This is a genomic window from Acinetobacter lwoffii (assembly GCF_024129855.1).
Classification (GTDB): domain Bacteria; phylum Pseudomonadota; class Gammaproteobacteria; order Pseudomonadales; family Moraxellaceae; genus Acinetobacter; species Acinetobacter lwoffii_L.
In genome coordinates this window covers 16,288-40,594 of the sequence record NZ_JAMXXC010000026.1, presented here as the reverse complement: position 1 = coordinate 40,594, position 24,307 = coordinate 16,288, and the positions used below count along the sequence as shown (strand labels likewise).

The following is a 24,307-nucleotide window of genomic DNA, read 5'->3' as shown; positions in this document are numbered from 1 at the left end:
ATCTTCAAATCTTCAAATCTTCAAATCTTCAAATCTTCAAATCTTCAAATCTTCAAATCTTCAAATCTTCAAATCTTCAAATCTTCAAATCCAGTTATAAAAATATTTGAAAACTCAAATTTAAAAAGTATCTCTCCTATAGCTTACTCAAGCCATGTTGACCATTTACATTTTTAACCCAGAAAAACTCAAAGCCTGAAAACCCTTACACATGCGGCATTTTTTATTGCTTAGACTGTTTCTCTCAACTTCTAGAAACAGGCAAGTAGAATGAACAATTTTAATGCAAGTGATATTAAAGAACATGCTTCAGTCATTGCTTCATGTGGTACTCAAGTCGGGAAGGTGGACCATTTAGAAGGTCAGGATTCAATTAAATTAACAAGAAGTGATGATGAAAATAATGAGCATCATCTGATTCCCTTGAGTTGGGTAAGTGAAATCAAAGACGATAGCGTCGTGCTCAATAAAACTGCGGAAGAGGTACGTAAAGAGTGGACTACCTTATAAGAAATTAAAGTTAGTGGACTGAAAAGCAGGGCTGCTTCAGCTTAATTTTTTATGTCACAGACTTTATGAGTAACCGTTGAAAATGCCAGTTCGAAAGACTGGCATTTTTATTGTTTATTAAAACGAGATAATGATCGCGTGCTGAATTTATTGAAGCTATGAGTGTTTTTTTATAAAAAAACCACCTGATTTTTCAATCAGATGGTTTGGAAAACTTAAATTCAAGAAGTATTAAGCTTCTTGCTGCTCGGCCTGAATCGCGGTTAAGGCAATGGTAAACACAATGTCATCGACCAAGGCACCACGCGACAGGTCATTCACAGGCTTATTCAAGCCTTGCAGCATTGGTCCAACACTGACTACATTGGCAGCACGTTGTACCGCTTTATAGGTCGTGTTACCGGTATTCAGATCCGGGAAAATAAATACATTGGCACGTCCAGCCACTTGTGAATCAGGTGCCTTTTGGCGCCCCACGCTTTCCACCGATGCTGCATCATATTGTAATGGCCCATCAATCAACAGGTCAGGACGACGTTCTTTGGCAATGCGTGTAGCTTCCGCGACTTTTTCCACATCAGCGCCAGTACCCGAAGTTCCTGTCGAATAGGAAATCATGGCAATGCGTGGATCTATACCAAAGGCTTTGGCAGAATCGGCGGACTGGATTGCAATTTCGGCCAGCTGTTCTGCATCAGGGTCCGGATTGATCGCACAGTCACCATACACATAGACTTCATCTGGCAACAGCATAAAGAATACGGAAGATACCAGTGAGTAATCCGGAGCAGTCTTAATCAGCTGGAAAGCAGGACGTACCGTATTCGCCGTGGTATGCACTGCACCCGACACCAAACCGTCAACCTGATCCAGCGCCAGCATCATGGTGCCAAGTACTACTGTATCTTGCAGTTGTTCACGGGCCTGTAGTTCGTTGAGCTTGCCTTTACGCAGCTCCACCATCTTGTCGATGTAGTTTTCACGCACCAGATCTGGATCAAGAATTTCCAGATCTTCAGGCAATTCAATACCGCGAGCTTTGGCTACTTCTAGCACAGCTTCAGGCTTGGCGAGCAAAATACACTGTGCAATACCACGCGCCTGACAAATGGCCGCAGCCTGTACGGTACGCGGTTCATCACCCTCTGGCAGTACAATACGTTTTTTCGCAGCAATCGATTTCTGTACCAGTTCATGACGGAAAGCGGAAGGTGACAGACGTGGCTTATAAGAACCATTCAACATTTGATTCAGCCATTCCGGATTGATATGGCTTGAAACAAAACGTGTCACCTGATCTGCACGTTCGGTATCATCCACTGGAATTTCATTGCTGAGATTTGCCAGTTTTTGTGCGGTTTCAAACGTGCTGAGTGGCGTATGTAGGATTGGTAAACCTTGCTTGATGGCAGCCTGGCAGAATTCCAGTACATGATCATTTGGCTGTTGATGTTCAGTCAGCACCAGACCGGCCAAAGGAATCCCGTTACTGCTTGCCAGACTGCTTGCCAGTAATACGTCAATCCGGTCAGAGGCACTAATAATTAATTCGCCAGCCACAAATTTATGCAATTCATGTTCAATATTGGCTGAAATCAGGCTGCTATGTTGTACACGGCGCTGTTTGGCTTCGCCTTCGTTAATCCAGTAGGCAGAAATATGGGCAGCCAGATCAGACATGCGCGGCACACTTAAGGTTTTACTGAAAGGCACCAAGCCAATCACTGGTAATTTTTCAGAGCCAATATGCGGATGCGTCTGCTGAATAGCTGTAATAAATTCGGCGGTTTCAGCTTTAAGGCGTAAATCTGGATTCAGCGTGACAGGAATCTGCGCAGATTCTTCAGGCAGGCCTTTGGTGCGCATTAACATGATACCTGCCAGACGGGTAGAGCTGGCGCCACCAAAATTACGCAGCTGATGTTCAACTTTATCTGCGGTTTGGCTTGGCTGCTGAATATTGGCATTGCTGACGACAATAACTTTGGCATCCAGTGCTTGTGCCAGTGAAGCATTCAAATCATCGGCAAAACTGTCCTGAGTATTTGGCAACAGCCCTTCGACAATAATCAGGTCATGCTGTTTAGCAATTTGACGATGCAAACGTACCGCTTCTTCAAGCAATTCATCTTGTTCACCCAGATTGATCTGCTGCAAGACTTTGCTATAACGGATGGGTTCCACCGTTTCACTTTGAGAAATATGACGATACAAAGCCGTGGTGCGGTCTTCGATTTCATTCAATTCCTGAGCAAAAGGTTTCAGGAAACCAGCTTTTACCCCTTGGCATTCCAGTGCATAAATCAGGCCCAAACATGCAGAAGTTAAGCCTACGCCTTCCCCAGTGGGAACCAATAAAATTGTTTTCATAAGTTATGTCAGTCGCAGAATAATAAAAATCAGTTAAAAAGTGGCTAAGCCTGCTTATGCAGGCGTTACCTCAGTTTTAGACTTTTTTGCAGTATTGCGCTCCACTTCAAGTTCAACAACACTTTGAACTTCTTGTGCGATACGGCCTTCTTCATCTGTTGGCACTACCCAGATTTGTGGGCCTGTGCCTGAATCGATTCGGCCTTCGGTACCGCGTTTCAATTCATTGTTGGCGTTTTTATCCAGATTGAAACCAAAATGAGGCAGGTAAGTCATGGTCTTTTCACGGATATATGCAGAGTTTTCGCCAATGCCACCAGTGAAGAACAGACCATTAAGACGTGGCAGACCACAGCTCAACGCTGCCAGAGACTTAGCTAAACGGTAGCAGAATACTTCAATCGCCAGTGCGGCATCTTCATTGCCTTGCTCTGAGGCTTCAATCAGGGTGCGCATGTCATTCGACAGGTCAGACAAGCCCAAAAGACCACTTTGGCTATTCAGCATCTTGTCAATTTTATAAATATCCCAACCCAGGTTTTTCGCCAGGAAGCTATGCAGGCTTGGGTCGACATCGCCACTGCGTGTGCCCATAACAATGCCTTCAAGTGGGGTTAAGCCCATTGAGGTATCTACACTTTTCCCATTCCAAACGGCACAGGTCGAGCTACCATTACCTAAATGCGCGGTTAACCAGCCACCTTGTTTGAAACTGCCTGCCAGTTCAGAACCGCGCTCTGAAACATAGGCATGACTAGTCCCGTGGAAACCATAGCGACGTACACCATGAGCGGTATATAAGAATTTCGGCAGGGCATAACGATAAGCATGCGCTGGCATGGTTTGATGGAAGGCAGTATCAAATACCGCAACCTGTGGTAATTCCGGGAATAAACGTTTGGTAGCTTCAATACCAATCAGGTGTGCCGGATTGTGTAATGGTGCAAGCGGCGTTGCTTCACGAATTTTTTCAATAATCTCGTCATTGATTAGTTCAGCTTTGGTTAGGCTGCCCCCATGTACGACACGGTGACCGATCGCATCCGGACGGTAGTTGGCCAGACGTTCCAGACCGACTTCGAGTGCTTTTTTGTGGTCAGCAAATGGAATGTGGATATCGACCGGCTCATTGCCAACCGTCACGCCTTTAATGCGAGCATTCTCTGTGCCTAAGTTCTCAGCTAAACCATGAATACGGAAATTCTGCTCCTCAAGAAGTAATGCAAACTTGATTGAAGAAGAGCCACAATTAATAACTAATACTGATTTAGACACGATTGATTACCCAATTTTTAATTAAAATTCTCGTCCATTTGCTTGACCCAATTGCGGGCAATGAAGCAGCAATCCAGATCAATGAATATGTTTTAACATTTGTTTTTTTTCTGTCCTAGATAGACTTTAGCAGATTAGACTTAAGCATTATCGACCGATTTAACAATAATAACTAAAATTTATCAGTTCGTAGTTTTCATTTATAAATAAAATGATGCTGAAGAGATGATCAATAAGAATACTCAATTCTGCTTCAATTTAATTATTAGAACGAATTGGTTTTTAGTTTAGCGCCTGAAAAGGCAAATATTGTTTCTAAATACAATTCTATAAAGAGATTCATTAATAAAATGACCCGAAGGTTCTTATTCATCTATTTCCGTGTCAATTTTTCTGTCCATAAAAAAACAGCCTCATAAGTGAGGCTGTTTTAAATGAGCGATCTGAATACTTATTGGCGAATCTGACCATCACCAAAGACAATCCATTTCTGCGACGTCAGGCCTTCAAGACCGACTGGGCCACGAGCATGGATTTTATCGGTCGAAATCCCGATTTCTGCGCCTAAGCCATATTCAAAACCATCTGCAAAACGAGTAGAGGCATTGATCATGACCGAACTTGAATCTACACCCGCCAGAAATTCGCGTGCCAGACTGTAGTTTTCCGTAATAATAGAATCAGTATGATGCGAGCCATATTTGTTAATGTGCTCAATGGCTTCTTCTATACCAGAAACAACTTTGATCGCCAGAATCGGACCCAGATACTCGGTATACCAGTCTTCTTCAGTGGCCGTAATGACTGCATCTCCAAGAATACGCTGGGTTTCCCGGCAACCACGCAGTTCAACTTTTTTCTCTTGGTATAGCTCTGCGATGCGTGGTAAGAATTCTTCAGCAACTTTTTCATCAACCAGCAGGGTTTCCATGGCATTACATACGCCATAACGATGGGTTTTGGCATTGAGCGCAATAGGCAATGCTTTCAACAAGTCCGCTTGTGCTTCTACATAGACATGACAGTTGCCATCTAAATGTTTAATGACCGGTACACGTGCTTCCTCGGTAATCCGCTCGATCAGGCTCTTGCCGCCACGAGGCACAATCACATCCACATATTCGGTCATGGTAATCAACTGACCCACTGCAGCGCGGTCAGTTGTATTCACGACCTGTACGGCAGCCTCAGGCAAGCCTGCGACTTTCAGGCCATGCTGAATCGCGACTGCAATTGCCTGATTCGATTCCAGAGCTTCTGAGCCGCCCCGTAAAATAATGGCATTGCCTGATTTGAGCGCGAGTGATGCCGCCTCCAACGTGACGTTAGGGCGTGACTCGTAGATCATGCCGACCACACCCAAAGGCACACGCATCTTGCCCAGTTGAATCCCGGATGGGCGATAAGCCATATCACTAATTTCACCAATCGGATCTTTCAGGCCAATGACATCTTTCAGGCCCTGTAACATACCTTTAAAGCGCGCGGGGTTGAGTTCTAAGCGATCAAGCAGGGCAGGGTCCAGATTGTTATTATGCGCCTTAGTCATATCTTTCTGGTTAGCAACCAAAATAGCAGCTTGGCTATTTTCCAAAGCCGTATAAATAGCGGATAACGCATTATTTTTAGTTTGGGTGGACGCGCGAGCCAAAATGCGAGACGCTTGGCGTGCCTGCTGTCCTACCGTTTGCATGTATTGTTCAATAGACTCTTGCATAGCGGTTTGATCACTTAGAAATTTCATTTCGATATTAACAGCCTGCTGCTGCACAATGAAGCCCATCTATTAAAAATCATCCGTTTTCGCAGACTTCTAAACATTTTGAAATTGTTTTCTGTTTAAAAGTAGATAAGTGGTCACTGAAGCGGTTGCTTGTGAAAAGCAGCTCTGTATAGAATGAAACACGCGGCATTGATGTCATTTATAATTATTAAAGAGCAGGATGCGTGTTCAGGCACACCGGAATGCGCCTGAAATATAAGATCTGTTAAGCATGACTTGCACAATAAAAATAAGGCAAGGACGGAGGAAAAGGAATATGAATTCCATTATCCACATGGACGCCCATGTATTGGAACAACATAGCCACGATGGTTTTTTTGATCTTTATGATAAGCACAGTTTTAAGCAGCCACCACGCACCACCTGGATGGATGGCTGGAAAATCGAATATATGGCGATCGCCCGTCCAGATACCTTACATTTAAGACCAATGGTGATTATTGGGGGAGCTTTCCAGAATTTTAACTCCTACAAATATTGTGTAGAACAGCTTTTTGATGCAGGTCCCATCATTCTGATTGACCTACCGTCCATGGGGGCCAACCAGCAGATTAGTAATGTCGATACGGGGCTGTCTGCCGGAACACTGGAGCTTGAAGACCTTGCTGCGATGCTGGGGCGCTGGCTGGAACAGATGCAGCTGCCGCAAGTGGCAATTCTAGGTATGTCCTTGGGTTCAGTGGTGGCTTCCTGTTTGGCAGATCAGCGTCCTGAACTGGTCGATCGGATGATCCTGATGGGTGTGATGCAGAAAACCCGTAAAAGCTGGCGGATGCTGCTGGAAGAGTCTTTGCATCTAATGAAAGAACAGCGTATGGATGAATTTGGTCAGGCCGTCATTTTGTACCTGGTGAATCATGCACGTTTAACAGAAACCCGGATGTCACCGACTGCAAAGCGTTTGTTCTTTAAACAGATGGCGGAATTTACGGCCACCGAACAGGATCGTTATGATATCAATTGCAACCGTTTATTGCGTCTGACCAATGTGCCGATTCCACAGTGCAAAGTGCTGGTGGCATGTGGGCAATATGACAGTTTTACCTTGCCACATGAGAATGCCAATTTTGCCCTGCAATGTCCGAATATGCAGTATGTACAAATTGCAGGCGCCGATCATGTACCGCAGTTACAACGTCGTAAAGAAACCATGCATCTGTTTGCAACCTTCTTACGTGATGAACCGGTCGATCAGTTGCCGGGAATTATTCCGTTTAGCCCTGAGCAGATACAGCAGCTTGAACGTCGCGGTGAAGAGCGGATTCAGGTGCAAGATTCACAGCGTTTCCTCAGTCATCGTCATTCTGATCTCATTTTAAAAGCAGAGATCGTGGACATGAATTTCTTTGGGGTATTGCTGGAGTTAGATGTAGAACAGGCAGTATGCGCAACAGCTTATCCACGTGATCTGGCCTTGCATCTGGAAGATGAAGTTGGGGAATTTCAGATTGAGTGCCTGATCTTTGAACAGGATGATACTCAGCTGCGTGCTTTATTCAAACATGGCAGTTTTGAAGTCGCAGAACGCTTATTACGCTTTGTACAAATGCAAAAAGTACTGTCACAAACTGAAGTATTTGATGCAGCAATTTAAAAAACAGCAGCATTAAAAAACAGCGTACTTAAACGCTGTTTTTTTTCACGGCATGAATCATCCAGACCAGATCACCTAAATGTTCATCCTGTTCATGAGTCGGGTTTGGCTGATGAGGCTCGGCAAAATAACGTTGTGGTTGTTGTACCTCAACCTGGTCAAATCCTGCATCTTGAAAAAAGTGCTGTAGTTCTTGAGGGGATTTAAAATGAAAGGTAAACGCACTTCGAGACATGAATTTAAGCAGACGGCTACTGCTCCAGATAAAGTTCGCTAGTTTATTTTTCACCGGTTCGGGGTAAATATCGCTGAGATAGTGAACTGCCGGGAAATACTGCGCATTTTCTGTAATACCCTGCATCAGAATGCGTAACATCTGCTGATCAAAATAATTAATCAGTCCTTCACTAATGACCACTAAGGGCTGGTTGCGGTCAAACATCTGAAAAATACAGTCCAGTTCTTCACTAAAAATATCGGCAGTCAGGACTTCAGGTGCATGCTGATCAATTTGCTGTAAAGCCTGCGTCTTGATCTTGGCCATATCAGGCAAATCCAGTTCACGATAATTAATCTCTGGAAATTTCTGTCTGAAATTCCAGCTGCGTGGAGATAGTCCGCAGGCAATTTCAAGAACCTGAAGTTGTGGATGTTGCTCAATTAGTTGACACAAATGCTCATCAATCATTTGATGACGCTGCTTAAGTGTCGTACGCATGCTACCGCCGACATGGCGTTCTGCCCAGGATTCAAGTGGATGAAGCAGTTTGGCCAGAAACTTGCCTTTGGATGTAGCAAAGGCTGGATGTGAGATTCCCATTTGATACCAGATATAGCCGGTATAGTGCGCCGTAAAAGAAATATGGCGATGTTGCGAAAGTGAGTCTGTCATATTTGTTCTGACCTTATTGTTATTTTTAAGTTGATTGAATAATAGTGTAACCTTTTCATTACTATAATTAAAAAGGAACACCTTGTCGTGTCCCTTTTTCATATTGATTGGATTTAAAAAGTTTTAGCTGGATTGCTGTTTAAATGCCAGTATTTCATCACGGATCTCGCGCCATTCTTCACCCAGATCCAGTTCATCACCAATCTGGATGTTCGGGATGTTGCCGCGCATGCGTTCCAGGCGTTGCTGGTTCGGGAGGGGCAAATCTTCAATTCCTTCTAGTGCAATACATTGTGCTGCACGATCATTGCAGACCAGACCCATATCACAACCAGCTTTAAGGGCGGCCTGAATTCGGGCATCGGCACCGCCTGCGACACAGGCGGCCTGCATGCTTAAATCATCTGAGAACAGGACACCGTCAAAACCAAGCTCCTGACGTAAAACTTTCTGAATCCAGAATTCCGAGAAGCCTGCCGGATTTGGGTCAACTTGGCTATAGATGACATGAGCCGGCATCAGCGCATCCAGTTGTGGTCGCAGTTGGATAAAGGTTTGCATATCTTTTTGCTGGATTTCTGCATAGGAGCGCGTATCAATTGCTGCAGCAACATGCGAGTCCGCTTTGACCGAACCATGCCCGGGGAAATGTTTCCCGGTTGAAGCCATACCGGCATGTTTCATACCTTTTAGAAATGCACTGGCGAGTGGAATAATGTCCTGAATATTTTGGGCAAAGCTACGATCACCAATCACATCACTGATGTCATTCAAGTCCAGTACCGGTGCAAAGCTGAAATCAATGCCGACAGCGAGAACTTCAGTTGCCATCAGCCAGCCGCATTTTTCTGCTAATTCTTGGGCACGCAGTGAATCACTCGTATAAAGTTCGCCAAATTTCCCCATAGCAGGCAACAGGGTAAAGCCTTGTCTTAGACGTTGGACACGACCGCCTTCCTGATCGACCGCAATTAAAATATCAGGACGCACCTGACGCATATGATCGGTCAAAGCACGGACTTGCGCCGGAGATTCGATATTGCGACCAAATAAAATCACTCCACCGACTTGCGGCGCACTTAATAGTTCAATATCTTCTTGAGTGAGGGTTGTGCCTGCGATGTCGAGCATCAATGCGCCAATCATATGCGGAATCCGTTTTAGAGTTTTCGGAGAAAACAATACCTGAATTCTGCAATGATTTGCTACACTTTGTCAGCACAGAATATGATAAAACTACACGACATAAACATATTAAGTTGTTTAAGATGCTGAATACGTTAAATTCTGGTCGAAAAGCAACACGGTCACATTGGTCTCTAGGCCAAGGAAGTACGAATTATTTATGAAATTTCAAACTATAGCTTGCGCAGTTGCGATTGCGACAGGTGGATTCTTTTTTACCCATGTAGTGAATGATGCGATTGCGGCCAATAGTAATGAAGTGGTCAGTAAAGCAATTCAGCCATCTCAAGAGCAGGCGCTGGTGTCACGTCAGCTGGCAACCCTGGTTGACCGTCAGCATTATTTAAATATGCGTCTGGATGCCCAGACTTCGCAGCGTATTTTTGATTTCTATATTGATAGTCTTGATCCGGAACACAGTCTGTTTCTGGCCCCAGAAGTTGAAAACTATAAGAAACGCTATGGTGCCAATTTTGGTGCCAATCTGAAAGCCGGCAACTTGTCTGGTCCTTATGAAATGCATGCGCAATATCAACAGCGCTTGCACCAGTTCTACACCTATATGTTGAATGAGCTGAAAAAACCGCAGAATCTGAATCAGCCAAATGTTTATATCGAAACGGATCGTGAGAAAGCGCCATTCTTTAAAACTGAGGCTGAACAGCGTGCGCACTGGTCAAAAATGCTGGTGTCTCAGCTGATCAATCTGACCATCAGTAAAGAAGAGGAATTGGCCAAGCAGAAAGCGCTGAAAGCCAATCCGGAATTGGCCAATGGACAAGACCTGACTGGTCCTGAAGATCTAACGCCTGCGCAAACCTTAACCAAGCGTTATACCCGTCAGCTGGAACGTCTCAGCCGCATCAAGAGCGATGATGTGCTTGACAAGACACTGAACGCGATGATGCTGACTTATGATCCGCACAGTAATTACTTCCCGCCTGTCGATGCGATGGAGCTGAATCGCCAGACGACTTTACAGCTGGAAGGCGTCGGCGTATCGATTCGTCCGGAACGTGGTAATGAAGATTACACCAAGATTGAAACCATCGTTGAAGGTGGTCCGGCCAGCAAATCTGGTCAGGTGAAATCAGGTGATCGTATCATTGGTGTGGCCCAAGACGGCGAACAGATGGTCGATGTCATTGGCTGGCCAAGTAATGAAATTGTCGGTCTGATTCGTGGTAAACGTGGCACGAAAGTCACTTTACGCTTACTCGGTGCGGGTGCTGCCATGGGGCAGGCACGTAATGTGACTATTACCCGTGACGTGATTCAGGAAGAAGATGCTGGTGTACGTACACGTGTAGTCGACATTCAACGTGACGGTAAAAAATATCAATATGGTGTGATCGAAATTCCGTCGTTCTACCTGAACTATCGCGCACGCCGTGCCGGTACCGATTATCGTTCGGTATCCGAAGATACCAACAAAGCCTTGAAAGAGTTGGCAGCGAAGAATGTTGCCGGGATTATTGTTGATTTACGCAATAACCCGGGTGGTTCACTGGAAGAAGTGGCACGTATGCTAGGGCAAGTAATCAAGTCTGGTCCAGTGGTACAGATCCGTGATGGCAATGGTAATGTCAGCGTCTTTGAAGATGATGATGGCGGTGCACAAACTTATGCAGGTCCACTGGCAGTGATGGTGAATCTGGCCTCTGCATCGGCCAGTGAAATTTACTCTGCTGCGATTCAGGATTATGAACGCGGGATTGTGATTGGCAGTACCACCACCGGTAAAGGTACAGCACAGGTGCAACTGGATAGTCTGGCGCATGGTCAGGCGACATTGACGCAGCGTAAATTCTACCGTGTGACCGGTGGCAGTACCCAGAATAAAGGGGTCGTTCCAGACATTAAACTGGTCGATATTTATAACGAGGAGTTTGGTGAGCGTAAGGCCAAAAATGCCCTGCAGTGGGATACTATTCCAACGGCACCATTTAAACGCGAAGGTGCAGTACAGAAATACGTTCCTGAATTGGCTAAACTTTCTCAGCAACGGGTCACACTGGATTCTCAGTTCAAGTATTTAGAACAGCGTAAAGCCGTGATGAAGAAAGCTGAAGAAGAGAAACGTCAGGTACTGGACTTGCAACAGCGTAAAGCTGAGTTGATTGCCATGGAGCAAAAAACGCTGGACGCAGAAAAAACTCGTCGTGCTGCAACAGGTCTGAAACCTTATCCAAACTGGGAAAGTTATCAGGCTTCACTGGATGCCTTGATTGAAACACGTGCCAAGATGAAGGCCAAAGAACGTCCGGCTCTGCCTGAAGAAGAAGCGTTTGTGATTGAAGCGGCAAATGTGTTACTGGACTATGCCAAATTACAGGCAAAACCCTAAGTTTTAGCCTCATTGATCGTTGATAAAAATAGCCTGTTTCGACAGGCTATTTTTTTATTTTGTAAATCTGCACAAAAATCCAAATAAAATTTTGCTATGAAGTGCCATCTGTCTAAATAAAAAGAAAAAAATTGTGATGGTGATCGAATAAATGAGCTAAAAAAATGAAGCTAAATATTTGCTTAAATTTGAAACACTTCTAATATATAAGTTGTATTTTATTTTTCTGTTGAGTTTTATTTTTGGGGCAATTCTCAACTTCAAAAGAAAGAAATATAAATTCTAAATTTTAGTTAAGACTGATGTTGTTGCAGACCAATTGGCTTGCATGGATAGTCAGTCTTGAGATTTTACTGAGTTCAAATTTGATCGGGTGAAAATGGAAATATCAGTGCAGAGAATAATAAAAATGATCACCGATGGGGAACATTTTTTATGATTGATATTCAGCATGATATTGGTCTGTTCATCGGGTCCATTCTTTCTGCATTGGTTGCTTGCTATCTCATCGCACGGATTAAAAAAATTGCTTCAGGCGCTTTACAGCTAAACTTTAAAACCTTCAATTTAATGCTAACCACCATGCTATTGGGCCTATTCATATGGTTGATCCATTTTATTGGGCTGACAGCAAGTTTTGTGCTGAATAAATATGAGATGGATTTGGGCCTGATGCTCCTGTCTGTTCTGGTGATATGCATTGCATCTATGTTTATCCTCTGGTTAAGTACCAGAAGTACCTGGTCATTTTTCCGGTCAGTTCTCGTATTAGGTGTGATCGCACTCAGCATCTTTGACATGCACTCTATTAGCATGATGTCATTCAATTTTACTGCCGCCCATATGCAACAGTCACCGGAATTAGTTCAGGCACATGATCAGCTATTTCTGGCCATGATACTGATGAGTGGATTGCTGCTGGTAACGCTGATTTGTATCATCGTGTCCGAACTGCGTGTGGGATTACGCAACCGTCAGCTTGCATGGGCCAATCAACAAATTGAAAATCAGACCATTCAGGACAATCTGACCAAATTACCTAACCGTTTGTATCTGGCTGAATATGCAAATCTGCTGTTTTCAGGTCAGTCCGAACAGCAGCATGAAATTGCTTTTTTATATATCGATCTGGATCGTTTTAAGGCAGTCAATGATGTGTTTGGCCATCTGGTCGGCGATCAGTTGCTGATTCAATTGACCACGCGGATTCATCTGTTATTAGGCCATCATTCCAAGCTGCTCAGAATCGGTGGGGATGAATTTCTGCTGGTACTGGAAAATACTTCAGTCGCCAAAGCTGCAAAAATGTCAGAACAGATTCTTGAACTGATTCAGGAAAGTTTCCTGATTGAAGGCAAGAGTATTCATATCTCGGGCAGTATTGGTATTGCCATGTATCCGGAGCACGGCAAAAATTTACAGGATCTGCTGGTCAATGCTGATGCCGCGATGCTGAGTTCCAAGTATCAGGGACGCAATACCTATTCAGTCTTTAATTATTCTACCGACCAGGATGAAAGCAAAAGCCAAAGCACCCTGATTAATGACCTATATAAAGCCGTGGAAGAGCAGCAGTTTGTGCTGTTTTATCAGCCCAAGTTTCGGACCAAGGATCGTAGCTTGTGTGGGGTAGAGGCATTAATTCGCTGGAACCATCCCCAGTTTGGTTTGCTCGGCCCGAATCTGTTTATCAATGCGGCTGAAAAAACTGGATTGATTATTCAAATGGGCTATTGGGCATTGGAACTGGCTTGTCAGCAGATTCAAAAATGGCAACGGACACATACTGAATTTTTCCCTATCGCGGTCAATTTGTCTGCGGTACAATTTGAACATAAGCATCTGTTTAGTACTTTAGAAAAGTTATTTGCACAATATAAAATCAGTCCTCAGCATTTGATGATCGAGATTACTGAATCGACCGCCATGCATTATATCGATGCCAGTATTCGTACCCTTGAACAATTACGTAATATCGGCATCCAGCTGGCGATTGATGATTTTGGAACCGGACATTCCAGCTTTTTATATCTAAAAAATCTGCCCGTGGATGAACTGAAAATTGATAAAGAGTTTATTCAGGATCTTAGCGTCGGCTCTAAAGAAGAAATGATTCTGGAAAGCATTATTCGGCTGGCGATTAAACTGGGTTTAAAAGTAACGGCTGAAGGCATAGAAACCACGCTGCAAGCAGATATTTTGACTCGACTCGGTTGTCAGCAATTACAAGGTTATTTGCTGGCAAAGCCGATGCCAGTCGAGTCATTGGAAATACAGGATTTTCTGTCTTAATTTGAATTTTTATACGCTACTAATGCGGTACTAAAGAGTACGGTGGACCTATATTTAGCGTTATTCAGCAGGCCAGTTGAATGACACAAACTCCCATATTTAAGCTTCATAACCGTATTATTTCCGACTCAATCTGGGCTGAAAAATCCAGCAGTCAGCAAGTGTAGATCTTATAAATACTGTCATTTCCTTCAGCCGTGGGCATACTTATTGGCTTTAGAAATCTGCTACAATATTGCCAATTTTCATATTGATCGTTTTTGATCTTGAGCACTGCGGTTCTGCAGTAGGTATTTTCCATGAGTTTTAAAGATGAGTTAGCGGCGCAGGTCGCTCAGCGACGTACATTCGCCATTATTTCCCACCCCGATGCCGGTAAAACCACCATGACAGAAAAGCTGCTGTTATGGGGGCAGGCGATTCAGGTTGCAGGTATGGTGAAAAGCCGTAAGTCTGACCGGGCCGCTACATCGGACTGGATGGAAATGGAAAAAGAACGTGGCATCTCGATCACAACCTCAGTGATGCAGTTCCCTTTCAAAGACAAGATGATCAATCTTCTGGACACCCCGGGACATGAAGACTTCTCGGAAGATACCTACCGTACCCTAACCGCGGTAGACTCGGCGCTGATGGTGATTGACGGGGCAAAAGGTGTCGAAGACCGAACCATTAAACTAATGGAAGTGTGTCGGATGCGCGATACCCCGATCATTTCATTCGTCAATAAAATGGACCGTGAAATCCGTGAGCCGCTTGAGCTTCTGGATGAAATCGAAAACGTTCTAAAAATTAAATGTGTCCCGATCACCTGGCCACTCGGTACAGGCCGTGATTTTGCCGGTGTATTTAATTTAATCGAAGAAAAATTCTACGTGTATAAAGCCGGTTTCGGTTCAGTGATTACTGAGATCGAAGTGCGTGATGGTTATGACTATCCTGATCTTCGTGAGAAAGTGGGTGAACTGGCTTGGGCGGCATTTGAAGAATCGCTTGAACTGGTACAAATGGCCAATGAGCCTTTAGACCGCGAAGAATTTCTGGCGGGTCGTCAAACGCCTGTGTTGTTCGGTACAGCCTTGGGTAATTTTGGTGTCGACCATGTTCTGGATGCTTTCAGTCAATATGCACCATCTCCTAAAGCCCATCCGACCCAAGATCGTGTTGTAGAAGCGGATGAAGAAGGCTTTACCGGTTTTGTCTTCAAGATTCAGGCCAATATGGATCCGAAACACCGTGACCGTATTGCCTTCATGCGGATCTGTTCAGGCAAGTATGAAAAAGGCTTGAAGATGAAGCATGTACGTTTGGATAAAGATGTGCGCATCAGCGATGCCTTAACTTTCTTGGCCGGTGATCGTCAGCATCTGGAAGAAGCTTGGCCGGGTGATATTATTGGTCTGCATAACCATGGCACCATCCAGATTGGTGATACATTTACCTCGGGTGAGAAACTTCAGTTTACCGGCATCCCACACTTTGCGCCTGAAATGTTCCGTCGTGTCCGCTTGAAAGATCCGCTAAAATCCAAGCAGCTGCAAAAAGGTCTGAAAGAGCTTTCAGAAGAAGGGGCAACCCAGGTATTCATGCCGCAGAATAACAATGATCTGATCGTAGGTGCTGTAGGTGTGCTACAGTTTGAAGTGGTGGCTTACCGTCTGAAAGAAGAATACAAGGTCGACTGTGTTTACGAACCGGTCAGCATCAACACAGTACGTTGGGTGTCTTGTGATGACGAGAAGAAATTCAACGAATTCAAGAAAAAAGCTCATGACCAATTGTCTGTCGATGGTGGAGGTCATTTGACTTATCTTGCACCAAGCCGGGTGAATTTACAGCTCATGCAAGAACGTTATCCGGACATCGTGTTCCACAATACGCGCGAACACTAAACTTTCAGGCTACGCAGCTAAAGTTTAAAAATATCAAACAGCTTCTCCGGAAGCTGTTTTATTTTATGCTACATTTAAGCAATTAATAACTCGATAGATATAGCAAAGAGAATGAAGCTCAGCAAGGAAGTCGTCCTCGGTTCTGTGATTGGTTTAAGTCTTGTCCTGAGTGGCTGTGATCAAAGCGAAAAAGAGCCTGTTAATACTCCGGAAAATGAGAAAATCACCGCAGCTCAGCAGACCGCAGATGTTTTGCCTTATCTGAATATTCAAGAGCAGCCGGCCAAGATTGCCTTGCCATTTTGTGAAAATAAAAACTGTATCAATCTGGATATTCAGACCTTGCATACGGTTGATCCATGGATGAACCAATGGATTGAAAAGCAGCAGGCCAAAGTGATCCAGGATCAAATCGGCTTGAAACAGGACATGAATTTACAGCAGGCGATCAATGCCTATGTAAAAAAATCGGATGCCTGGCAGGCGCAGCTCAATTTGAACAAGGCTTATGAACTGTCGCTATATACCCGTATTCCTTACCAGCGCAATCAATATGTATTGATGCAGATCGGGGTCGATACCAAACAGGAAAATGTCAGCGTGCATGAGCGCTATTATTTTTTTGTGGCTGATCGCCACCAGCAGAAAATGCTGACCCCACTGGATATTATCGATCCTAAGCAACAGTTATTAATGGATCAGATTATTCAGCAAGCCTATGAGACATGGCTCAAAGAAAATGATCAGCAAGTGCAGCAGAAAGCGCCGAAAAAACTGTATTGGGGACAAGCTGACTGGTTTTTTGATCAGGAAGGTATTGGTCTGCATTTTCGCAGCCATGAAATTAGCAAAGACGCCAAACAACTGGATATTTATTTAACAAAACAACAAACACAACAGGTCTTGAAAGCTGATATCTATCAGCATATGTTTTAAAGCTCATGATCCTGCAAGATTACAGGTTCCAAAAAGGTGAATGAATGCCAAAATACAAGAATATCTTTTGTCTATCCATACTGGCGTCAGCGATCTTGCTGAGTGCCTGTCAGCCAAAGAGTAATGAGCCGGAAGAATCAAGTACTTCCGAAGTGGTACAAGCCGAAGCTGAAGCACTTAAACTCAACGGCGATACTGAAAAGCTCAAGCTGGCGATGCCAGAATGTGAAGACAAAAGCTGTCCGGAAATCTCGATCGAACGTCTGAACAGTAATCAGAGCTTTATTGATGAATGGATCGACCAGCAGATTCTGCAACAGTTGAAAAATATCCTGTCTGTTGATGCAATTGAACCGGCAAAAGTGAGCGCTGCCAGCGAAGCAGACGTTGCCGCCTCTGAACCTAAAGCGGCTTTGGCCACAGTGACCACACCGAAACAGCAGCTTGAACAGCAAACCCAGCCTTATATGCAGACTTTCTTGAATCTGGATAAGGAGCTTAAGGCCCTGAGTGCCAGTCATAGTATTAGCCTGATGATTAAGCCCAAGATTCTGACTTCAGGAGATCCATTGGCGACCGTGGTTCTGAACAGTAGTTACTATTTGGGAGGCGCACACGGCGCATCTGCACAGACTTATTATAATTTTGATCTGGAGCAGAAAAAACTGGTTAAGCTGGATGACATTATTGCGGCCAAACAGAAAGCCCAACTGGAAGCGCGTGCTTATGATGCGTTTAAAAACTGGGTGGTAGAATCCAAGCTGGCCAAAGATGTGGCGGAATATGAACAGGCCTGGAAGTTCAAACTCACCGATAATTTCTATCTGGCTCAACAAGGTCTGGTCTTGCAATATGCCGAATATGAAATTGGGCCATATGTGGTTGGCTTGCCACGTTTAATGATTCCTTATGAGCAGCTACAAGGTGTACTGAAACCTGAATATCTGCCTAAAACTGAAAAAGCTGCCTCCGAGGCACAGCCAGCATCTGCTGCAAAAGCCAAATGACCTTAAAACTGTTTGATACGCATACCCATTTTGATGTTCCCGATTTTGATCCTGATCGGGAACAGTTGGCCTATACGGCCAAAGCGGTAGGTGTCGATCATCTGGTTTTAATTGGTTTTTTGCAAAACCGTTTTCAAGATTTGTTAAGGACCCATCACTTCATCAATGATCTGGAAAATGCCCCGCAAAGCCATTTGGCACCGGGCTTGCATCCATTTTATATTGAACAGCATCAGACTGATCATTTACAGGAGCTGGAGCAACTGCTTAAAAATGAGCACTGTATTGCCATTGGTGAAATCGGTCTGGATACCTTTTTAAAACAGCATAAACAAGCGGAAATTTTTCAAAAGCAAAAAGATTTTTTTGCTGCACAGCTTGAATTGGCACATCAATTCGATAAGCCGGTTTTGCTGCATATCCGTAAATCACATGCGGAGGTTTTGCAGATGTTAAAACAGCAGCAGTTTAAGCAGGGCGGCATTGCACATGCCTTTGGTAGTGGAATTGAGGAAGCCAAGGCTTTTATCAAGCTGGGATTCAAACTGGGCATCACCGGGCAAATCACCAATCCAAATGCCAAAAAACTTCATCAAGTGGTGCAGTATGTCGGACCAGAACATCTGGTGCTGGAAACCGACTGTCCGGATATGACGCCGCTCTGTTGTCAAAGCTCGACCGAGCAACGTACCCGAAATACGCCTGCAAATTTGCCTTATGTGTTGCAAGGACTGGCAAAGAGTCTACATATGCACAAAGAGGAACTGGCTGAACAGCTCTGGCAAAATACTCATCAGGCCCTGCATCTGGCCATTTAAGTTAACGCTCTTAACTCGGTCTTAAATTCCCAGTTCATCATAAATCGAAAAAAAGGTGCATTATGCAATTTCTAAAATGCTCCAGACTTGGCATCATGCCATATACATTTTTTTAGGTGAGATTCACATGGCACAAGGACTTTTGGCGGGTAAGCGCTTCTTGATCGCGGGCATTGCGAGTAAATTATCGATTGCTTTTGGTATTGCTCAAGCATTGCATCGTGAAGGTGCTGAATTGGCTTTTACTTATCCAAATGAAAAGCTGAAAAAGCGGGTAGATGACTTTGCTGAACAGTTTGGTTCGAAACTGGTTTTTCCTTGTGATGTGGCAGTAGATGCTGAAATTGACCACGCATTTGCTGAACTGGCTAAACACTGGGATGGTCTGGACGGCGTAGTGCATTCTATCGGTTTTGCACCGGCACATACGCTGGATGGTGACTTCACCGAAATCACGGATCGTGAAGGTTTTAATATTGCGCATGACATCAGTGCTTATAGCTTTATTGCGATGGCGCGTGCGGCAAAACCTTTGCTGCAAGTCCGTCAAGGCTGTTTGCTGACGCTGACCTATCAAGGTTCTGAGCGTGTAATGCCAAACTATAACGTGATGGGTATGGCCAAAGCCTCTTTAGAAGCTGGTGTACGTTATTTGGCGTCTAGCCTGGGTCAAGAAGGTATTCGTGTGAATGCGATCTCTGCGGGTCCAATCCGTACCTTGGCAGCTTCAGGTATTAAATCATTCCGTAAAATGCTTGACCTGAATGAGAAAGTTGCACCATTAAAACGTAATGTGACAATTGAAGATGTCGGTAATGCCGCATTATTCCTGTGCTCGCCATGGGCTAACGGAATCACTGGTGAAATCCTGTATGTTGATGCCGGCTTTAACACTGTTGGTATGAGCGCTGATTTAATGGCGGATTCGGAATAAATCCTATAAGTTCTCTCTGCCTCAGGTAGAGAGTTAGAGAGAGGGAAATGACTTCTTCCTCTGAGTGAGGAAATGATTAAAATCCCCCTCATTCCCCCTTTGATAAAGGGGGAGGCCACTCAAGGCAATAAAAAAGACCGCATAAGCGGTCTTTTTTAGATTTGAAGGACAGCGATTAAGCTTGACCATCCACAGCGGCGGTTTGCGCACGTTGCATATTGGCTTCAAATTCAGCATCGAAGTTGATTGGTGTAAGTAGCAACTGTGGGAAGCTACCTTTAGTTACCATATCATTCACTGCTTCACGTAGGAAAGGGAACAGGATATTCGGGCAGTATGCACCTAGGATGTATGGAAGACGCTCTTCTTCAACGCCATCTACCAGGAAAATACCGGCTTGAGTCACATCAACGATAAACGCGGTATCACCTTCGTTGGTCGCTTGAACCACGACTTTTAAAGCTACTTCAAAATGAGTTTCATCAATTTTTTCTGCAGAAGAAGAAAGGTTGATGTTTAACTCAGGTTGCCATTGCTTGGTAAAAACTTGCGCCCCAGGAACTTCAAAAGAAATATCTTTGGTATAAATACGCTCTAATGCCAATTGTGGTTGAGCTTGTTGTTCTTCACTCATTTTTTGATCCTTAATATGAAGTGACAATTTTAGTAAGGTTAAGCCAGCAATTCATCAAGTTTGCCTTCACGCTCTAAAGCATAAAGTTGGTCAAAACCACCGATGAACTGATCATTAATAAAAATTTGTGGCACGGTACGGTGATTAGTACGCTGCATCAATTCAAGACGGACTTCTGGTGCTTCTTGAGACAAGTTAATCTCTTTATATGCCACACCTTTACGTTCCAGTAGCTGTTTTGCACGCACGCAATAAGGACACACTGTCGTCGAATAAATAGTAACTTCAGCCATGATCAATCTCCTGTTCGTGGATTATTTGCTTTTCACCAAAGGTAAACCTTGAGCTTTCCAGTTGCTGACGCCGCCATCAAGACGGTAGGCATCGGCATGACCGACCTGCTGTAACGCAGTACCAGCCACCTGTCCGAGGTTACAAATGAACACCAAAGGGCGATCAGATGCTTTCAGCTCTTCAACATGTTTTGTAATCTGGCTATATGGAATATTACGGCTGCCGCTGATATGACCTTCACGGAAGTCCTTTGCATCGCGTAGATCAATCAGCATGGCATTTTTTGCTTTGACTAAAATTCCCAGCGATTGCGGAGAAATTTTGCGACCGTTACGTTGACCTTCGATAATGAAGAACAAAACCACTAATACCGCGAGTGTTCCAAATAAGAAGGGGTGATTCCCCATAAACTCGAACCAACGTTCCACAATTCACCTAATTACAATTTTAAAATTGCCAAGAGTATAGCTCATAAATATGGTGATCAAAATCACCGCTTCAAGGGCCAAGGGTTAAGAAAATTAATTTTTTTGCTGTGCTTCAGTGATTTCGTCGATTAAACGTAAATAGCTGTCCAGTCGGCGCGGCAAAATTTCACCTTCGGCCGCAGCCTGACGCAAAGCACATTGTTTTTCATGCTTATGGGTACAGTTACGGAACTGACAATGGCCGAGCAGATTCTCAATTTCAGGAAAGCCGCTTTGTACCTTATCTAAAGTCAGATGCCACAGGCCAAATTCACGAATTCCCGGAGAGTCAATCAGGGCCGCACCTTCACCAAAACCGATCAAGCGCGTTGACGTCGTGGTGTGTTGACCGAGTGCCGAGTTCTCGGAAATGATATTGGTTTTCTGTGCGGCATCCGGCACGATCGCATTAATCAGCGTGCTTTTCCCGACACCGGACTGACCGACAAAGGCCACCGTTTCATTTTCCAGACGGTTAGATAAAGCGCTTAGGTCGCCATCGGATTGGGTCTGCATTACTTCATAACCGAGGTCTTGATATTCTTGTAGCAGAGTCAGAATCGGATCGTTTTCTTTTAACAAATCGGCTTTATTCATTACCAGAAGCGCAGGAATATCAGCATCAGCACAGGCCACCAGATAACGGTCGATCAGACCCGGCGCTGGCTCAGGCAAGGGTGCAAAGACAATGACAATCAGTGAAATATTGGCCGCGACCGGTTTAACCTTGTGATAGCGGTCAGGACGGGTCAATAAGGATTTGCGAGGATGAATCGCGGTGATAATCCCTAAACCGGTATTCGGATCGGCTTGCCATTTGACCCGGTCACCTGTGACCAATAAATCCAGATTGGTCCGGGTATGACAGCGCCAGACGCTGTCCAGTTCAATCTCTTTCCAGAAGGGTTCGGGCTCACCATCGGCGACCACAGGTTTTTCAGGGTGAATGTCAGGGCGAGACAAAGCTTGCACTTCAAGTTGACGGCCATAATGTTGCACCACTAAACCTTCGAGATCACTGGAGGTATCGAGATCTTCTTGACGTGTTTTCTGTTGTTTCTGAATGCGACGCTGTTGTTGCTCTGTCAGACGACGCTTACGTATTAAGGCCATTCATATCCTAAAAAAACCGGGTAAATCAGATGGCAAAAATAGCATGAAGCAGCCCCCGAATGACACCCAAGATGTAATTAATTTGCTACTATAGTTGTTTTTAAACCCAATAAGATTGCACATTTATGAGCAGCACCGCTGATACCCGCCTGATTTGGATTGACCTTGAAATGACAGGTCTAGACACAGACAATGATCAAATTATTGAAATTGCAACAATTGTAACCGATGACAATTTGAATATTTTGGCTGAAGGTCCTGTGCTTGCGGTACATCAGCCTGCACGTCTGTTAAATGCCATGGATGAGTGGAACACTCGCCAGCATGGTCAGTCCGGTCTGATTGAGCGTGTGCGTCGCAGTAAACTGACCGCTCAGGATGCCGAGCAGCAAACCCTTGAATTCCTGAAAAAATGGGTCAATCCAAAATCTTCACCGATGTGTGGTAACTCGATCTGTCAGGATCGTCGCTTCCTGCACCGTTTGATGCCTGAACTGGAACAGTATTTCCATTACCGTAATCTGGATGTCTCTTCAGTGAAAGAACTAGCCAAACGCTGGCGCCCGGAAATCATGAGCGGTCTCAAGAAAAATGCCTCGCATCTGGCGATGGATGATATTCGCGATTCGATTGCAGAACTGAAATATTATCGTCAATATTTCTTTATCATGAATAAAGACTAAATTCCGATGAATTGAAAAGAGGCGCAAGCCTCTTTTTTATTTTACTGAACTGGATTTTTTTCTAGCGTAAAACTGCTCCATGCTTTCAAAGCCTACCCACAAGAGCAATAACATGATCAGATGATTCTGTGTTTCATAACGATCGAAAATAACCAAGCCAAATAATCCTAAAGTCATTAAACGAATGAGAATACTGAGATAATAATTTTTGTTTTTTTGGCTGATCAGAACATAAAAATAAAGCCCGATACAAAGTATGTTCAAACCCAAAAGGGTGTTAAATAGCGTGACATTTCACTCCTTTTAGCCAAATGACATAGAGTTAATTTGTTGATATTTTAATCAATCTCGAGTGGATTGTCGCTCTCATCCGGTCTGAATGTCATTTAAATCGATCAAAAATTTAGTGGCGGTAAAGAAAAGCGGATTTTGTTAAAATGATCCGGTATTTTTATTGCTATAGATGACCTATGACCGACCTGCTTCAAGATGATGAATATGACCGCCGTTTTGCTGGTGTTGCCAAAATTTATGGAGAAGACAGCTTTAACCATTATGAAAAAAGTCATGTGATGGTGATTGGTATCGGTGGTGTCGGTTCATGGGCGGTAGAAGCACTGGCACGTAGTGGTGTGGGCGAGCTGACCTTGGTCGATATGGATGTGGTGGCCGCGTCTAATATTAACCGTCAGTTACCTGCCATGAGTACCACCTTGGGTCATGAAAAAATTGAAGTCATGGCCGAGCGTTGCCGCGCAATTAATCCACGCATTAAAATTAATCTGATTGATGATTACCTGACGCCTGAAAATATCAAAGAAACTTTAGCAGGTGATCCAGATTTAATCCTCGACTGTATTGACGATGTCAAAGCCAAATTTGCTCTGATGCTACATTGTCGCTTTAACAAGATTCCTTTAATTGTATCGGGCGGGGCAGGGGGTAAACTGGACCCGCTGAAAATTCGGGTCGCCGATTTATCTAAAACCGAGCAGGACCCGATGCTGGCCAAATTACGTGCCCAGTTACGCAGCAAAGGCATCTGCAAAAAGCCCAAAGAAAAATTCGGCATTACTTGTGTCTATTCCATCGATAATCCATTCTCCAGTGCCGATGTCTGCGCCAGTGCCGGCTTGCGCTGTGGGGGGTATGGCTCTGCCGTGGTGGTGACTTCGAGCTTTGCCATGGTTGCCGTGGCAGAAGGTTTGAAAAAGCTCGATAGTAAAAGAGCAAAAGCCTGATTTAAAAAATAAAAAGCACAATCTATGTGCTTTTTTTAAA

21 protein-coding genes are annotated in these 24,307 nt (G+C 44.3%); 11 read left to right on the top strand and 10 right to left on the bottom strand.

Annotation, left to right across the window (positions count from 1 at the left end; all coding sequences use genetic code 11):
- Positions 1-270: 270 nt before the first annotated feature.
- Positions 271-510 carry a DUF2171 domain-containing protein gene (locus NI465_RS14240; RefSeq protein WP_004729548.1) on the top strand — a complete coding sequence of 80 codons (240 nt, stop codon included), beginning with the start codon at positions 271-273 and terminating at the stop codon, positions 508-510.
- 231 nt (positions 511-741) lie between these two features.
- Here the strand turns inward: NI465_RS14240 and pta are convergent, their stop codons facing one another.
- From pta to NI465_RS14225, 3 genes are all read right to left on the bottom strand, one after another.
- Entirely contained in the window at positions 742-2,880 is a 2,139-nt protein-coding gene (gene pta, locus NI465_RS14235) for a phosphate acetyltransferase (RefSeq protein WP_247143239.1), read from the bottom strand.
- A 54-nt stretch (positions 2,881-2,934) separates the two neighbouring features.
- Positions 2,935-4,155 carry an acetate/propionate family kinase gene (locus tag NI465_RS14230; protein ID WP_253145765.1) on the bottom strand — a complete coding sequence of 407 codons (1,221 nt, stop codon included), beginning with the start codon at positions 4,153-4,155 and terminating at the stop codon, positions 2,935-2,937.
- A gap of 451 nt (positions 4,156-4,606) precedes the next feature.
- Positions 4,607-5,872, bottom strand: coding sequence for a glutamate-5-semialdehyde dehydrogenase (locus NI465_RS14225; protein ID WP_004278400.1), 1,266 nt, complete (start codon positions 5,870-5,872; stop codon positions 4,607-4,609).
- Between the two features lie 322 nt (positions 5,873-6,194).
- On the opposite strand from NI465_RS14225, the gene NI465_RS14220 reads away from it, so the two are divergent.
- On the top strand, positions 6,195-7,532 hold the full coding sequence (locus tag NI465_RS14220) for an alpha/beta fold hydrolase (protein ID WP_085064841.1): 1,338 nt from the start codon (positions 6,195-6,197) through the stop codon (positions 7,530-7,532).
- A 28-nt stretch (positions 7,533-7,560) separates the two neighbouring features.
- On the opposite strand, the gene NI465_RS14215 is transcribed toward NI465_RS14220, so the two are convergent.
- Both NI465_RS14215 and nagZ read right to left on the bottom strand, forming a co-directional pair.
- Positions 7,561-8,424 carry a class I SAM-dependent methyltransferase gene (locus NI465_RS14215; RefSeq protein WP_253145764.1) on the bottom strand — a complete coding sequence of 288 codons (864 nt, stop codon included), beginning with the start codon at positions 8,422-8,424 and terminating at the stop codon, positions 7,561-7,563.
- 123 nt (positions 8,425-8,547) lie between these two features.
- Positions 8,548-9,570, bottom strand: a complete 1,023-nt coding sequence (gene nagZ / locus NI465_RS14210; protein WP_253145762.1) for a beta-N-acetylhexosaminidase — start codon at positions 9,568-9,570, stop codon at positions 8,548-8,550.
- Positions 9,571-9,769: 199 nt separating this feature from the next.
- Here nagZ and NI465_RS14205 point away from each other — a divergent pair, with 199 nt between their 5' ends.
- The 7 genes from NI465_RS14205 (at position 9,770) to NI465_RS14175 (ending at position 19,835) form a co-directional block, all read left to right on the top strand.
- On the top strand, positions 9,770-11,956 hold the full coding sequence (locus NI465_RS14205) for a carboxy terminal-processing peptidase (protein ID WP_253145760.1): 2,187 nt from the start codon (positions 9,770-9,772) through the stop codon (positions 11,954-11,956).
- 435 nt (positions 11,957-12,391) lie between these two features.
- Positions 12,392-14,248: a putative bifunctional diguanylate cyclase/phosphodiesterase gene (locus NI465_RS14200; RefSeq protein ID WP_253145758.1), complete on the top strand. Its 1,857-nt coding sequence runs from the start codon at positions 12,392-12,394 to the stop codon at positions 14,246-14,248.
- 299 nt (positions 14,249-14,547) lie between these two features.
- Entirely contained in the window at positions 14,548-16,140 is a 1,593-nt protein-coding gene (locus NI465_RS14195; RefSeq protein ID WP_253145757.1) for a peptide chain release factor 3, read from the top strand.
- 111 nt (positions 16,141-16,251) lie between these two features.
- Positions 16,252-17,076 (top strand): hypothetical protein, encoded by an 825-nt coding sequence (locus tag NI465_RS14190; protein WP_005103197.1) that lies wholly within the window; start codon positions 16,252-16,254, stop codon positions 17,074-17,076.
- A 44-nt stretch (positions 17,077-17,120) separates the two neighbouring features.
- A complete protein-coding gene (locus NI465_RS14185; RefSeq protein ID WP_253145755.1) occupies positions 17,121-18,083 on the top strand; it encodes an RsiV family protein in 963 nt (320 codons plus the stop codon).
- A complete protein-coding gene (locus NI465_RS14180) occupies positions 18,080-18,901 on the top strand; it encodes a TatD family hydrolase (RefSeq protein WP_253145753.1) in 822 nt (273 codons plus the stop codon). The genes NI465_RS14185 and NI465_RS14180 overlap by 4 nt, the downstream gene beginning before the upstream one ends.
- Before the next feature lie 127 nt (positions 18,902-19,028).
- Positions 19,029-19,835 carry an enoyl-ACP reductase FabI gene (locus NI465_RS14175; protein WP_005107902.1) on the top strand — a complete coding sequence of 269 codons (807 nt, stop codon included), beginning with the start codon at positions 19,029-19,031 and terminating at the stop codon, positions 19,833-19,835.
- Positions 19,836-20,010: 175 nt separating this feature from the next.
- Here the strand turns inward: NI465_RS14175 and secB are convergent, their stop codons facing one another.
- The 4 genes from secB to rsgA all read right to left on the bottom strand — a co-directional run bounded on the left by secB (position 20,011) and on the right by rsgA (position 22,343).
- Positions 20,011-20,469: a protein-export chaperone SecB gene (gene secB, locus NI465_RS14170; RefSeq protein WP_004278389.1), complete on the bottom strand. Its 459-nt coding sequence runs from the start codon at positions 20,467-20,469 to the stop codon at positions 20,011-20,013.
- A 38-nt stretch (positions 20,470-20,507) separates the two neighbouring features.
- A complete protein-coding gene (gene grxC / locus NI465_RS14165) occupies positions 20,508-20,762 on the bottom strand; it encodes a glutaredoxin 3 (RefSeq protein WP_004278388.1) in 255 nt (84 codons plus the stop codon).
- A gap of 21 nt (positions 20,763-20,783) precedes the next feature.
- Complete coding sequence (locus tag NI465_RS14160; RefSeq protein ID WP_004278386.1) at positions 20,784-21,191, bottom strand: rhodanese-like domain-containing protein; 408 nt, start codon at positions 21,189-21,191, stop codon at positions 20,784-20,786.
- Positions 21,192-21,284: 93 nt separating this feature from the next.
- On the bottom strand, positions 21,285-22,343 hold the full coding sequence (gene rsgA / locus NI465_RS14155; protein WP_253145751.1) for a ribosome small subunit-dependent GTPase A: 1,059 nt from the start codon (positions 22,341-22,343) through the stop codon (positions 21,285-21,287).
- A gap of 125 nt (positions 22,344-22,468) precedes the next feature.
- Here rsgA and orn point away from each other — a divergent pair, with 125 nt between their 5' ends.
- Entirely contained in the window at positions 22,469-23,026 is a 558-nt protein-coding gene (gene orn / locus NI465_RS14150; protein WP_044109923.1) for an oligoribonuclease, read from the top strand.
- Positions 23,027-23,062: 36 nt separating this feature from the next.
- Here orn and NI465_RS14145 read toward each other — a convergent pair whose 3' ends face one another.
- Positions 23,063-23,296: a hypothetical protein gene (locus tag NI465_RS14145; RefSeq protein WP_253145750.1), complete on the bottom strand. Its 234-nt coding sequence runs from the start codon at positions 23,294-23,296 to the stop codon at positions 23,063-23,065.
- A gap of 200 nt (positions 23,297-23,496) precedes the next feature.
- Between NI465_RS14145 and NI465_RS14140 the strand changes: the two genes are divergently transcribed.
- Positions 23,497-24,267: a tRNA threonylcarbamoyladenosine dehydratase gene (locus NI465_RS14140; RefSeq protein WP_253145749.1), complete on the top strand. Its 771-nt coding sequence runs from the start codon at positions 23,497-23,499 to the stop codon at positions 24,265-24,267.
- The last annotated feature ends 40 nt before the right edge of the window (positions 24,268-24,307 follow it).